Origin of the sequence: Streptomyces sp. NPDC051636 (genome assembly GCF_044453765.1) — a bacterium.
Classification (GTDB): domain Bacteria; phylum Actinomycetota; class Actinomycetes; order Streptomycetales; family Streptomycetaceae; genus Streptomyces.
Genome location: NZ_JBITDA010000007.1, coordinates 1 through 13251, shown reverse-complemented (window position 1 = coordinate 13251; position 13251 = coordinate 1). Strand labels below are relative to the sequence as shown.

The window sequence follows — 13251 nt, the reverse complement described above, 5'->3', positions numbered from 1 at the left end:
ACCGATGCTGATTCCGCTCAGGCCGCATCCCGCGACCCTGCGCAAGCTCGTCGAGGAGTACGAGGGACTCCTCGCGCACGAGGGAGGTCAGGGCCCGCGGGAGCGGGACCTGGCGTACACACTGTGTGTGCTGACCGGCACCCGGGACGTGGGAGTCGCCCTGGCCACGGCCCGCCGCCACCTGGCCGCGGCCACGCTGCCGCCCGAGCCGGCGGACATCGCGGCCGACACGCTGCGCGCGGCCACCGCGCCCGAGCCGGTGGCGGCGCACACCGGAAGGCACTGAACGCGCCCCACCGGGGGAGCAGCCGGGGCGACCGCGTACGCGCGGTCGCCCCGGCCCGTGATCGAGGTGTGTCCCCGGCCGGCCGGGGCAATCGGAGCTTCGGAGGTACAGATGGACACGGGTGCGCTGGTGCGGGGGGTACGGTTCCGGGCCCGGTCCGGGGCGACGGGCACGGTGACCGAGTGGGCCGCCAGGGCGGGCCTCGCCGCGCGCGGCGTGATCTATCTGCTGGTGGGGCTGCTGGCGGTCCAGATCGCCTTCGGCGACCGCGGCAAGCAGGCCGACCGCAGCGGAGCCCTCGCCGAAATCGCCCACCACCCGTTCGGTGCCGTGGTGCTGTGGGCGCTGGGCGTCGGACTCGTCGGCATGGCCCTGTGGCGGCTGTCCGAGGTGTTCTTCGGCGCGGTCGGCAAGGACGGCCGCTCGGCGCGCAAGCGGCTGCTGTCCCTGATGCGGTGCGTGTTCTACGCGTTCGTCGCCTCCTCCGTGCTGTCCTTCGCGGCGGGCTCGGGCGGCGGGCAGTCCAGCGACACGCAGTCGCGCGACCTCACCGCCCGCGCCCTGTCCGCGCCGGCCGGTCAGTGGCTCGTCGGCGCGGTGGGGGCCGGGATCGTCGTGACCGGCGTGTGGATCGCCGTACAGGCCGTACGGCGCACCTACCGCGACCGGCTGAAGACCGGCCAGATGCCACCCGGCGGCCGGCGTCTGGTGGACGTGACCGGCGTGGCCGGCGGCGTCGCGCGCGGGGCGGTGTTCACGGCGGCGGGTGTCTTCGCGGTGCGCGCGGCGGCCGCCGCCAAGCCGGACAAGGCCAAGGGCCTCGACGACACGCTGCGCACCTTCGCCGACACCCCGGTCGGTCCCTGGCTGCTGGTGGCCGTCGCGGCCGGACTGGCGCTCTTCGGCGTCTTCTCCTTCGCCGAGGCCCGCTGGATCCGGACCTGAGAGCCCGCACCCGTGGACCCGCCGCGGCGGTCAGTTCTTCGGCCGCTGCACCGGTACATCCAGTGGCCGCGCCAGACCCGTCACCGCCTCGTCCAGGCGCTGCAGATGCCGCAGCACCCGGTCGGTGACCCGGCCGTAGCGCGGGGTGCGGTAGGAGCCGGGCTCCAGCAGGGCGGCGATGCTCCGGCCGGTCTCGACCTCGGACGGGGTCCGCCGGTCCGCGACGTGCGCGGCGATCGTCTCGATGTTGTGCACGATGCGCCGCCCCGCTCCGCGCAGCCGGGGATCCGCCGCGATCGTGGGATGGCTCGGCAGCAGTTCCGCCGTGGCCGCCAGGGAGCGCCCGTGATACGCGCAGGTCTCCAGCAGCGCGACGACGTAGCGGGCGGTGGCCCGCCGCGACCGCAGCGGTGTGATCGGGTGGGTCAGCGGCTGTGTGGACGCGCGCAGGTCGGCCAGCGCCTGGTCCAGGTCCCGCGCCTTCTCCAGCAGGTCGGTCGGCGCACCGCCGCTGAGCTGGTCGACCGCGGCCCGGGTGACGTCAGCGAGGTGGTCCAGGGTGGTGACGAGGAGTTCGTTCGTACGGCGGTCGGTGTGCACCGGCAGGACCACCGCCGCCGCGAGGACCCCGCAGGCCGCGCCCAGAACGGTCTCCTCCACGCGCAGCACCAGGACGGCGGTGCTGTAGGTGTGAAGCAGCGTGTACAGCAGCCCCAGCATCGCCGTCACGAAGAAGGACATCAGGGTGTAGGACAGCGGGGCTGTGTAGAACATCGCGAAGATGAGCAGCAGCACCAGCCCGAACGCCGTCCAGGTGTGGTGGCCCACCAGCCCGGCCAGACCGAGGCCGGCCACCACGCCGAGGACGGTGCCCAGCACCCGGCGGTAGCCCTTGACCAGGATCTCTCCGGTGGAGGCGGTGTTGATGAACACGATCCAGCAGGTCAGCACCGCCCAGTACCAGCGCTGGCTGGAGAGCAGCTCGCCGCCCACGATGGCGAGCGCCGACCCGACGGAGACCTGCACGGCTGCCCGCGTGGTGGGCCGCCGCAGCCCGGTCGGCTGCTCCTCCCCTCGCTGCCCGTCCGCGCCGCCGGTGATGGCGGCGTCCTCCGCGTCCAGTTCCTCACGGGAGCGGGCGGCCGCCGGGCTGTCGTCGGACTCGTCCTGCGGCCCCTCCAGGGCGGTCCGCAGCCCCAGGACCGCCCGCGCGGCCTCGCCGATGCCCCGGGAGACGTCCTGGACGGCGGGCGACGCGGGCGGCAGGTTCTCCCCGTCGCGGTAGCCGAGCAGCCGGTTGCGCACCTGCGCCGGCCCGGTCCCGGTGTCCTCGCCGACCGGCCGCAGCACGAGCATGCGCAGCGCCCGCAGGTCCCGGCGCAGCGCGTCGGTCGCCTCGCCCCGCATCGGCTCCCGCACCGGCGAGGGCACGGGCGCGCCCGGCAGGTGCAGGGTGAGCGTGTCCGCCCGCCGCGCGGCACGCGCGGTGAGCAGCAGCAGGCCCAGCCGCTCGGCGGCGATCTCGGCGTCCGCGATCCGGCGCTGCACCAGGCCGGCCATCGCCTCGTCGGAGGTCCCGTCCTCCAGCCGGCCCTGGATCATCAGGGCCGCCTCGTGCAGCCGGGCGGTCCCCGTGCGGACGTCGTCGAGGACCTTCTCCACCTCCTCGGGACCGGCGTCGAGCAACTCGGTCTGCGCGGCCACCAGTTGGGCCAGCCGGGCCCGGAACGCCCGGCGCAGCCGGTCCAGGATGCCGGCCGGGGTCTGCCGTACGAGGACGAAACGGGCGGTCCCGCTGCACGCGAAGGCCACGGCGATCGCCCCGTACAGTCCCGGCAGGCCGCCGGCGGTCGCGCGGACGAACAGGGAGATGAAGTAGACCTGGAAGCCGATCAGGCCCAGCGCCGTGCCGCGGTCACCGAACCGGCGGCCGTAGACGGCGCAGAAGATGAGCGCGACGAAGAACAGGTCGCCCGCCACGACCCGCGTGTTCAGCAGCGCGCCCAGCGACACGGAGGCCAGCGCCACGGGCAGGCCCAGCGCGAGCGTGACGGCCTGCCGGGCCGGCTGCTTCTCCCGGATGGCGAAGGTGGCGACCATCGCCGCCATGGCCCCGGCCACCAGGTGCGTCACGTCCACCCGCAGCGGGCCCAGCACGACGAGCGCGAGCGAGATGGCGCACACGGTGCGCAGCCCCGCCGTCAGCCGCAGCAGCCCGGGGTCGGACGCCGCGACACGGTCCCACACCTTTGCCCGCACCGACCGTCCCGCTGTGCTCACGCCGCCGTGCTCTCTCCCGTGTCAGGCGACTCCTTGCCTTCGGCGAGCGTGTGCGCCACCAGGGCGTTGGCGTGCCCGTGCCCGGTGGAGACCGCCGACCGGGCCTCGGATGATCGGCGGTCCCTGGTGACGTGCGTCACAGTCCGGTGGGTTCGGTGCCACCGCCCTCCACGTGCGCCCGAACCTGCTCCGGCGTCATGTACGCGTCGGTGTATTCGAAGTCCTTGAGCTTGGCGGGCTTGCGGGCCTGGAAACCGGTGCGTACGAAATCGTCGCCCGCGACGGCGTTGAGCAGCCAGTTCGTCATGACCCGGGTCTTGGCGACATTGGTGCGCAGCGCCGACCAGTGGTAGCCGCGTGCGACGGCCTGGGCGGGCAGGCCGCGCAGCTCGACGCCGAGCGGCTTGGAGACCGCGTCCTTGCCGCCGAGGTCGACGACCAGGCCCAGGTCCTTGTGCACGTACGGCTGCATCGGCTGGTTGCGCAGGGCCGCTATGACGTTGTCGGCGACCACCTTGCCCTGCCGCATGGCGTGCTGCGCGGTGGGCGGGCAGACCGCGCCGGCCTGGTCCTTGGCCTTGTCCGGGACGGCGGCGGCGTCCCCGAGCGCGAAGACGCCGTCCTGGCCGGGCAGGCACATCTCGGCGGTGACCGCGAGCCGGCCCCGGACCGTCTCGGCGCCGAGCGTGGCGATCAGCGGGCTGGCGACCACGCCGGCCGTCCAGATCAGGGTGCGGGTGGGCACCACGCGGCCGTCGGTGAAGGTGACCTCCTCCGGGCCCGCCTTGTCGATGGACACGCCCAGGGAGATGTCGATCCCGCGCCTGCGCAGGATCTCCTGCGCGCTGCGGCCGAGCTTGTCGCCCAGTTCCGGCATCAGCTTGGGCGCGATGTCGATCAGGTGCCACTTGATCAGGCCCGGGTCCAGGCGGGGATAGCGCTTGATGGCGGCGTGCGTCAGCCGTTGCAGGCAGGCCGCGGTCTCGGTGCCCGCGTAACCGCCGCCGACCACCACGAACTGCAGCCGCGAGGCCCGCTCCGCCGGGTCCTCGCTGGCGTCGGCGAGGTCGAGCTGCGCGATGACGTGGTCGCGGATGTAGGCGGCCTCGGCGAGGGTCTTCATACCGAAGGCGTGCTCGGTCAGCCCGGGGATGTCGAAGGTGCGGGTGACGCTGCCCGGGGCCAGCACGATGTAGTCGTAGGGCTCGTTGACGATCTGGTCGGTGATGGTGCGGATGACGCAGACCTTGGCCTTGAGGTCCACGCCGATCGCGCCGCCCGGGATGATCCGGGTGCGGTACTTCTTGCTGCGGCGCAGCGACACGGCGATCGACTGGGGCGTCAGCACGCCCGAGGCGACCTGGGGCAGCAGGGGCAGGTAGAGCTGGTAGGCGAACGGCGTCACCAGGGTGACGTCGGCCTCGTCGGGGGAGAGCTTGCGCTCCAGGCGGCGAACGCACTCCACTCCGGCGAAGCCTGCGCCAACCACCAGGATCCTGGGTCGTGTCACGGTGTCCATCCCTTTCTGCGGCTCCAGGCGGTTCGACTCGACGCCGTTCGCATGCCCTGGATCGCTGCTTCGCAACATCGATCCCACCGTGCCCCGAGCCGCGATGCCAGCCGGGTGCGGCAGGCAGACGAACGCGTGGGCACCAGCATGCCCCGGCCCGGACTGAGTAACCCGGGTGTCGCGCGGATATGCGGCGTACCCCCGGCCGGTTCCCGCTCACCAGGGCAGGAACACGTGGATGTCCTTGCCGGTGTCCGTCACCACCACGCTCACCTGGTCGCACAGCGTGTGCACGAGGTGCCAGCCGATGCCGCCGCCACCCGCGTTCGGCTGGAACGGGCGGGGCTCCGGCCGGATGGTGCTGGTGTCGTGCATCGTGAGGTGCACCCCGTCGAACGTCCGCCGCATGCGCAGCTCGAAGGGGCCCGGAGCGTACTGGACCACGTTCGCGGCCAGTTCCGTGACGACCAGCAGGATGTCGTCCCAGGACTCCGGGACCGACGGAGGCGACGCCCGTGCCAGCGCACTCAGGAACTCCTCGGCGGCGAGCCGCGCACCCGTCACATTGCGCAGCTCGCCGGCGAAGGAGACCGTACGCTCGTGGGTCTCCTCCGAGTGCGGTGTGTCGTCCCAACGCGGCTCCGTCGCCATCACATCTTCCTCAGCCCCGGTTGAACGCGGCTGTCGTCGTTGCTCAGCTTTCCCACGTCCTTGGGTTCCCGCAGGCGAGCCGGGTACGCGTGCCCTGCCGGTCGCGGATGTCACACGGACGGGGCCCGGTCACCGGAACACGTCGTCCGGGTCCTCCCAGTCGGCGGGCTCGACCGCGGACAGCCGCGGCGAGGCGCGGCTGCGCGCCTGGTACATCGCCTCGATCTCCGCGGCGTAGTGCCGGACGATCGCGTCCCGGCGCAGCTTCATCGACGGCGTCATCAGCCCGTTGGCCGGGGCGAACGGCTCGGTGACCACCCGGTAGACCCGGATGGACTCGGCACGCGACACCGTGCTGTTGGCGGCGGCCACGGCCCGGCCCAGCTCCTCCCGCAGCGCGTTGTCCTCACGGACCTCCCGGCCCGGCGTGTCGCCCTGCAGCGCCAGGGCCGCCCGCCAGTGCGCGAGGAAGTCCGGGTCCAGCGTGAGCAGTGCCCCCACGCAGGGCCGGTCGTCGCCCACGACCACCGCCTGGTGGATGAGCGGATGCATCCTCAGACGCTGCTCCAGCGGGGCCGGCGCCACGCTCTTGCCGCCGCTGGTGACGATGACGTCCTTCTTGCGGCCCGTGATGGTCAGATACCCCTCGGAGTCCAGCCGCCCGATGTCGCCGGTGGCCAGCCAGCCGCCGCCCAGCGCCGCCCGCGTCGCGGCCTCGTCGCCCACGTACCCCTGGAACACCGAGGGACCGCGCACCAGGATCTCCCCGTCGTCGGCCACCTGGATCTGGGTGCCCGGCAGCGGCCGGCCCACGGTCCCGGACTTCTCCCGGCCCAGCGGCTGCACGGTGATCCCGCCGCTGCTCTCCGTCAGCCCGTAGCCGTCGTGCACGTACACGCCGATGCCCTCGTAGAACAGGGAGAGTTCGCGGCTGAGCGACGAGCCGGCGGATGTGCCCCGCACCACCCGGCCGCCCAGCGCCGCCCGCAGCCGGCGGTACACCGTCCGCTCGTACAGGGCGTGTTGCAGCCGCAGGTCGAACCCGGGTCCCGCTCCCGTGCCCAGCCGTCGCCGCTCCTCGGCCGCGGCGAAGTCCCGCGCGGTCTGCGCCGCCCGCTCGAACAGGGCCCCGCGGCCCGCCTGCTGGGCGGTGCGCAGGAAATTCTTGTAGAGCTTCTCGAAGACGAAGGGCACGCCGTAGAGGTACGTCGGCCGGAACGTGCGCAGCGCCGACGCGAGCGCCGCCTCGGTCATCTCCGGCTCGTGGCCCATGAGGATGCCGCCGCGCACGCACAACACCATGATCATGAGCCCGTACACGTGCGAGAACGGCAGGAAGGCCAGCACCGACGCCTGCTCGCCGGGGGGCGCCGCGGTGTGCCCCCAGCCCGCCAGCAGTGTGTCGCACGGGTACGCCAGGCCCCGGTGGCTGAGCGCGCAGCCCTGCGGGCGGCCCGTGGTGCCGGAGGTGTAGGCGACGGCCGCCGTCGCGTCCGGCAGCACGATCCGGCGCAGCGACTCCACCGTGGTCAGCGGGACGAACTCGCCCCGCTGCGCCAACTGCGCCAGCGCCCCCGCGTCCAGCTGCCAGACGTGCTTCAGCCGGGGCAGGACCGCGCAGACCGTGCCGACCGTCATGACGCCCTGCTCGTCCTCCACCACGACTGCCACGCAGCCGGCGTCCCGCAGGATGAACTCGACCTGGTCGCGCGAGGACGTCGGATGGATCGGGACGACCTCCGCGCCCACCGCCCACAGCGCGTGCGCCAGCACCGTCCACTCGTACCGGGTGCGGGCCATGACGGCCACCCGGTGGCCCGGCGAGATCCCGGAGGCGATCAACCCCTTGGCCACGTCGACGACTTCGTCCCGCAGCTCGACGGCCGTCACCTCCTCCCAGGCGGTCGACGCGCCGTCCGCACGGCGGGCGAGCACCGGCAGGGCCGGATTCCGGTCCGCCGTCTCGAAGACGCCGTCGGCCAGCCCGCCGGCCAGGGGCGGGGCGGCTGCCGGAGCGAGAGCGAGGTCGCGCATGCGCTGCTCCTGGGGTGTACGGAGAGTGACGCCGCCGACGAGTCCCGTTGTCGGCGGTGCTCGAATGTAGCCCAGGTGGTTGCGATGGGTGCCGGGAACGGAGAAGTCGTGGCCGACTGATGATCTCGGCGCGTCCTGGGGACTCGGGTGACATGACTCACGTGAACCCCGATCCGGAGCCCGAGCGCACCACCGGCCTGGAGCCCGGGGGCGGCGTGCCGCCCGGCGAGACGCCGCCCGCGGAGAGCAGCATGCCCGAGGCCGGGCCCCGGGAGACGCACAACCCGCCCAAGGGCTGGGCCAAGGCCCCGCTCACCCTGATCCTGATCCTCGTCGCGCTGGTCGCGGCCTTCTTCCTGGTGTACGCCCTGGTCATGATCCTTTGAGACCGGCGGTCCCGGGGCGCGTCAGGACTGGGTGCGGCGCACGCACTCGGTGACGACGTCCCGCAGGCTTCCGGTCCGGTCCATCAGCTCGCGCTGCACCCGGGCGCCGTTGCCCCGCCGCAGCAGGCCGGCGACGGCCTCCTCGACCCGGGCCAGGTCACCGGTGCCTGAGAGGGCGTCGCCGGTGTGCTCCACCATGGACCGCACCACGCTCTCGGCCGGCTGGGGCAGCATGGTCGCGGGATGGAGCAGCTCCCCGTCCAGGCCCGAGCGGGCGGCCTGCCAGGCGGCCAGCCTGAGCAGGCTCACGCTGTGGTCGACCGGCTCCCGGCCGGCCCGCCACTCGCGCGCGGCGGTCTCCACCAGCCCGCGGACGAGCGAGGCGATGAGGACAGCCGTGTCCGCGTGCAGGCACACGTCGGAGACGCGGATCTCCACGGTCGGGTAGCGTTCCGACAGGCGCGCGTCGAAATAGGCCATCGCCTCGTCCAGGATGACGCCGGTGGCCACCATGTCCGCGACCCTGCGGTGATAGCGCTCCGCCGATCCGAACAGCTCGGTCGGGCCGGCCGACGGCCAGCGGCCCCACACCCGGCTGCGGTAGCTGTGGTAGCCGGAGTCGCGGCCCTGCCAGAACGGGGAGTTGGCGCTGATCGCCGCCAGCACGGGCAGCCAGGGCCGGATGCGGTCGAGGACCGCGACGCCCTCCTCGTCGGACTCCACCGCAACGTGTACATGGCAGCCGCAGACGAGCTGTTCCCGGGTGGCGATGCCGTAGTGCTCCGCCATCCACTGATAGCGGTCGTTCATGCTGATGGAGGGGCTGACCGGGAGCGGGGAGGTGGCGAGGGCGGCGACCGCGCAGCCGATCTCCCCGGCGTGCCGGGCCGCCTCCTTGCGGCAGCGGACGATCTCCGCGCCCAGGTCCGCCATGTCCGTCTGCGGATGCGTGGCGAACTCCAGCATCTGCCCGTACAGCTCCTTCTCGAACACGTCCTGCCCGGGATCGTCCAGGGAGGCGCGGGCGAGCACCGCCGCCGACAGTGCCTTCGGGTCACCGCTGTCCGGGTCGACCAGAAGAAGTTCCTCCTCCACACCGACGGTGCGCACGTGGGGCCGCCTTTCCTTACGTACCGCGACGGGGCGTCGCGGGTGGTACGACCCCGACTGCCCCTCCGGCGGCCGTCGACACCTGGCGGACCGGTCACGTCCCCGTGCGCGCCCTCACGGCGCGGGCGTCAGCCAGACCGTGGCGAGCGGCGGAAGCGTGAGCCGGATCTCCCCGTCCTCCGGTTTGACCGGGTCGGCGCGGGTGACGTCACTGCCGCCGTACCGCAGGGCGTCGGTGTTGAGGGTCTCCCGCCATGCGGGGACCTCGTCGCCGACGCCGAGGCGGTAGTCGTGGCGGACGACGGGGGAGAAGTTCGACACCGCGAGCAGCGGGGTGCCTTCCTCGTCGAAGCGCAGGAACGCGAAGACGTTGTCGTCGGCCGCGTCCACCGCGACCCACCGGAAGCCGCCGGGATCGGTGTCGCGCTGCCACAGGGCGGGGGTCGCCCGGTAGACGGTGTTGAGGTCCCGGACCAGGTCCTGTACGCCCCGGTGGTCGGCGGCGGCACAGTAGCCGGGGTCCAGCAGCCACCACTCGGGCCCGTGCTCGTAGGACCACTCGGCGCCCTGCACGAACTCCTGGCCCATGAACAGCAGTTGCTTGCCGGGGTGGGCCCACATGAAGCCCAGGTAGGCGCGGACGTTGGCACGCCGCTGCCACCAGTCGCCGGGCATCTTCGACACCAGGGCCTGCTTGCCGTGGACGACCTCGTCGTGGGAGATGGGCAGGACGTAGTTCTCGCTGTAGGCGTACACCATCGAGAAGGTCATCTCGTGGTGGTGGTACTTGCGGTGCACGGGCTCGTGGGCGACGTACTCCAGCGAGTCGTGCATCCAGCCCATGTTCCACTTCAGGCCGAAACCGAGTCCGCCGGTGTCGGTGGGCCGGGTCACGCCGCCCCACGCGGTGGACTCCTCCGCGATCGTCACCACGCCGGGTACCCGGCGGTAGACGGTCGCGTTCATCTCCTGCAGGAAGGCCATCGCGGCCAGGTCCTCCCGGCCGCCGTACGCGTTGGGCGTCCACTGCCCGGAGTCCCGCGAGTAGTCCAGGTAGAGCATCGAGGCGACGGCGTCCACGCGCAGGCCGTCGATGTGGAACTCCTCGCACCAGTACACGGCGTTGGCGACCAGGAAGTTGCGCACCTCGGTGCGGGCGTAGTCGAACTCGTACGTCCCCCAGTCCGGATGCTCCGCCCGCCGGTCGTCCCCGGGTTCGTACAGCGGATCCCCGTCGAACCGGGCCAGCGCCCAGTCGTCCTTCGGGAAGTGCGCCGGCACCCAGTCCATGATCACTCCGATGCCGGACCGGTGGCAGGCGTCGACGAAGTACCGGAAGTCGTCGGGGGAGCCCAGCCGCGCGGTCGGCGCGTAGTAGGAGGTGACCTGGTAGCCCCAGGAGGGGCCGAAGGGGTGCTCGGCGACCGGCATCAGCTCGACGTGGGTGAAGCCGAGGTCCCTGACGTACGCGGGCAGTTGCTCGGCGAGCTCCCGGTAGGTCAGTCCGGGCCGCCAGGACGGCAGGTGGACCTCGTACACCGAGAACGGCGCCTCGTGCACCGGCGTCTTCGCGCGGCGCGCGAGCCACTCCTCGTCGCCCCACTCGTGGTGCGAGGCCGTCACCACCGAGGCCGTCGCGGGCGGCATCTCGGTGCGGCGGGCCATCGGGTCCGCCTTGAGGAACCGGTGCCCGTACTGGGAGGTGATCTCGAACTTGTACGTCGCGCCCTCCCCGATGCCCGGCAGGAACAGCTCCCAGACGCCGGACGAACCGAGGGACCGCATCGGGAACGCCGTCCCGTCCCAGAAGGTGAAGTCCCCGGCGACTCTCACCCCGCGCGCGTTCGGCGCCCACACGGTGAACCGGGTGCCGGCCACGCCCTGGTGGGTCATCGGCTCGGCCCCCAGCGCCTTCCACAGCTGCTCGTGCCGCCCCTCGCTGATCAGGTGCAGGTCCAGCTCGCCCAGCGCGGGCAGGAAGCGGTAGGGATCGTGTACCTCCTGCGCGCCCTCCGCGTACTCCACCAGCAGCGTGTAGGCGGGGATCGTGTCCAGGGCAAGTACGGCGGCGAAGAGGCCGTCCCCCTCGGAGAGCAGCCGGTGACGCTCGCCGTCGAGCACGACGCTCACCGCACGGGCGAACGGCCTCAGTGCCCTGAAGGCGATCCCGCCCGGCACCGGGTGGGCGCCGAGCAGCGCGTGCGGGTCGTGGTGGGCGCCCGCCAGCAGGCGTTCCCGGTCGGCCGGGTCCAGGGCGGGGGCCGGCAGCGGCCGGCGGCCAGCCGGCTCGGGCTGTGAGGTGTCGCGCAGCGCCACGGTTCATCCTCCTCGGACGGCCAGTCGTTCGATCGCCGCCATCGGCACGGGAAGCCAGGCCGGACGGTGTCTGGCCTCGTACAGCACTTCGTAGACCGCCCGGTCGGTCTCGTAGGCACGCAGCAGCGCGTGCTTCTTGCGGGGATCCCACCCGGCCCGGGCCGCGTAGCCCGCGCAGTAGGCCTCCCGGCAGCGGCGGGCCCACTCCGGGCGCCAGGGGCGGCGCTGGCGGGCCGCGTAGTCGAAGGAGCGCAGCATGCCCGCGACGTCCCGCACCGGGGACTGGGCGCCGCGCCGTTCGGCGAGCGGGCGGGACGGCTCGCCCTCGAAGTCGATGACGAACCACTCGCGGCCCGCCCGCAGCACCTGCCCCAGGTGCAGGTCGCCGTGGATGCGCTGGGCGGGTGGCCCGGCGTCGCAGGTGACGAGCGCGCCGAAGGCGGTGCGCAGGCCGGGGACGAACGGCCGGAGCGCCGGCACGCAGTGCGCGGCGGCCTCCAGCCGGGCGGTCATCGCCGCCGCCGTGAGTTCCATCTCGCCGTGGGCCCCGGAGGGGAAGGCGGATGCCAGGGCGAGGTGGACGTCGGCGGTGGCCTGTCCCAGCTCGTACGCCTCCTTGGTGAAGTGCTCGCCGGCGGCGAGCGCCCGCAGGGCCAGCGTCCAGCCGTCGGAGGCGTCGCGCAGGTACGGCTGGAGCACCCCGAGTGTCGCCGCCCACGGCTCGGTCGTGCGCAGCCAGGCCACGGGGGCGGGGACACGGGTGCACCCCTGCGCGGCCAGCGCCCCCGGCACCTCCAGGTCGGGGTTGACGCCGGGCTGGATGCGCCTGAAGACCTTCAGGATGAAGGCGTCGCCGTACACCAGGGACGAGTTGGACTGCTCGGCGTCCAGCAGCCGGGGCGCGAGTCCGGCCGGGACCGCCGCGGCCGGGTCGGCCTCGAAGCACAGCGGGCCCGCCGTGCCGGGCTGCCTGAGCCGCTCCAGGAGCAGCGCGGCCGAGCGCGGGTCGTGCAGCGCGTCGTAGACGGTGAGACCGGCCAGCGGTCCCTCCTGCACCCGGCCGATGAGGGCCCGGCCCAGCCGCGGCGCGAGGTATTCGCGCACGCCGAGCAGCAGCTGGTAGCAGTCCCCGGGAGGGGGAGTGCCACCGCCGGGGGCGGGGACCGGCAGGTGTCCGGCGTGGACCAGTACGTGCAGACAGCCCGGGAACAGCTCCGTCGCGGACAGCACGGTGAGGTCCGTCACGGGCCGGTCCTTGCCCGCGAACCAGCGCTGCCGGGGCAGCCACTCGCGCAGCAGCTCGCAGAGCGAGGCCAGGGGCTGCTCGGTGCCCGTGCTTCTCGGCTGGAGGATTACGGTCTTCGCCATGGTGACGCGTCCTTTCCTCGGCGGCGCGCTCAGCGTCGTCGGCCGATGCGGGATGCGACTCGGGAGAGCCGGAACCAGTAGAAGCCGTGGCCCGCGAGGGTGAGGAGGTAGGGCAGTTCACCGATGGCGGGGAAGCGCACTCCGCCGATGAGCTCGACGGGGTGCCGTCCGTCGTAGGCCCGCAGGTCGAGTTCGGTGGGCTGTGCGAACCGGGAGAAGTTGTTGACGCACAGGACGAGGTCGTCCCGGTACTCGCGCAGGAACGCGATCACCGCCGGGTTCGACGACTGCAGTTCGGTGTAGGACCCCAGTCCGAAGGCAGGATTCTGCTTGCGGATCTCGATCATGCGGCGGGTCCAGTGGAG

General features: G+C 73.0%; 12 protein-coding genes. 3 read left to right on the top strand and 9 right to left on the bottom strand.

Translation table 11 applies throughout. The features are described from left to right. The first annotated feature begins 4 nt into the window (after positions 1-4). Both ACIBBH_RS15085 and ACIBBH_RS15080 read left to right on the top strand, forming a co-directional pair. Entirely contained in the window at positions 5-286 is a 282-nt protein-coding gene (locus ACIBBH_RS15085) for a DUF5133 domain-containing protein (protein WP_399404679.1), read from the top strand. A 111-nt stretch (positions 287-397) separates the two neighbouring features. Further along, positions 398-1231: a DUF1206 domain-containing protein gene (locus ACIBBH_RS15080; protein ID WP_399404678.1), complete on the top strand. Its 834-nt coding sequence runs from the start codon at positions 398-400 to the stop codon at positions 1229-1231. A 30-nt stretch (positions 1232-1261) separates the two neighbouring features. Here the strand turns inward: ACIBBH_RS15080 and ACIBBH_RS15075 are convergent, their stop codons facing one another. The 5 genes from ACIBBH_RS15075 to ACIBBH_RS15055 form a co-directional block, all read right to left on the bottom strand. Next, positions 1262-3511, bottom strand: coding sequence for an FUSC family protein (locus ACIBBH_RS15075; protein ID WP_399404677.1), 2250 nt, complete (start codon positions 3509-3511; stop codon positions 1262-1264). Then, positions 3508-3651, bottom strand: a complete 144-nt coding sequence (locus ACIBBH_RS15070) for a hypothetical protein (RefSeq protein ID WP_399404676.1) — start codon at positions 3649-3651, stop codon at positions 3508-3510. The genes ACIBBH_RS15075 and ACIBBH_RS15070 overlap by 4 nt, the downstream gene beginning before the upstream one ends. Next, positions 3648-5030 carry an NAD(P)/FAD-dependent oxidoreductase gene (locus ACIBBH_RS15065; RefSeq protein WP_399405099.1) on the bottom strand — a complete coding sequence of 461 codons (1383 nt, stop codon included), beginning with the start codon at positions 5028-5030 and terminating at the stop codon, positions 3648-3650. The genes ACIBBH_RS15070 and ACIBBH_RS15065 overlap by 4 nt, the downstream gene beginning before the upstream one ends. A gap of 207 nt (positions 5031-5237) precedes the next feature. Continuing rightward, the gene (locus ACIBBH_RS15060) at positions 5238-5672 is read right to left on the bottom strand and encodes an ATP-binding protein (RefSeq protein WP_399404675.1); all 435 of its coding nucleotides are present in this window, start codon (positions 5670-5672) and stop codon (positions 5238-5240) included. Positions 5673-5801: 129 nt separating this feature from the next. Continuing rightward, on the bottom strand, positions 5802-7706 hold the full coding sequence (locus ACIBBH_RS15055) for an AMP-dependent synthetase/ligase (protein WP_399404674.1): 1905 nt from the start codon (positions 7704-7706) through the stop codon (positions 5802-5804). A 152-nt stretch (positions 7707-7858) separates the two neighbouring features. Between ACIBBH_RS15055 and ACIBBH_RS15050 the strand changes: the two genes are divergently transcribed. Then, on the top strand, positions 7859-8092 hold the full coding sequence (locus tag ACIBBH_RS15050; RefSeq protein WP_399404673.1) for a DUF6480 family protein: 234 nt from the start codon (positions 7859-7861) through the stop codon (positions 8090-8092). Between the two features lie 21 nt (positions 8093-8113). Here the strand turns inward: ACIBBH_RS15050 and ACIBBH_RS15045 are convergent, their stop codons facing one another. From ACIBBH_RS15045 to ACIBBH_RS15030, 4 genes are all read right to left on the bottom strand, one after another. Next, positions 8114-9202, bottom strand: coding sequence for a glutamate--cysteine ligase (locus ACIBBH_RS15045; RefSeq protein ID WP_399404672.1), 1089 nt, complete (start codon positions 9200-9202; stop codon positions 8114-8116). A gap of 114 nt (positions 9203-9316) precedes the next feature. After that, positions 9317-11518 carry a 1,4-alpha-glucan branching enzyme gene (glgB, locus tag ACIBBH_RS15040; protein ID WP_399404671.1) on the bottom strand — a complete coding sequence of 734 codons (2202 nt, stop codon included), beginning with the start codon at positions 11516-11518 and terminating at the stop codon, positions 9317-9319. Positions 11519-11521: 3 nt separating this feature from the next. Next, the gene (locus ACIBBH_RS15035; RefSeq protein ID WP_399404670.1) at positions 11522-12886 is read right to left on the bottom strand and encodes a maltokinase; all 1365 of its coding nucleotides are present in this window, start codon (positions 12884-12886) and stop codon (positions 11522-11524) included. Between the two features lie 29 nt (positions 12887-12915). Then, positions 12916-13251 (bottom strand): alpha-glucosidase C-terminal domain-containing protein (locus ACIBBH_RS15030; protein ID WP_399404669.1); only part of this gene is annotated, 336 nt, incomplete at its 5' end.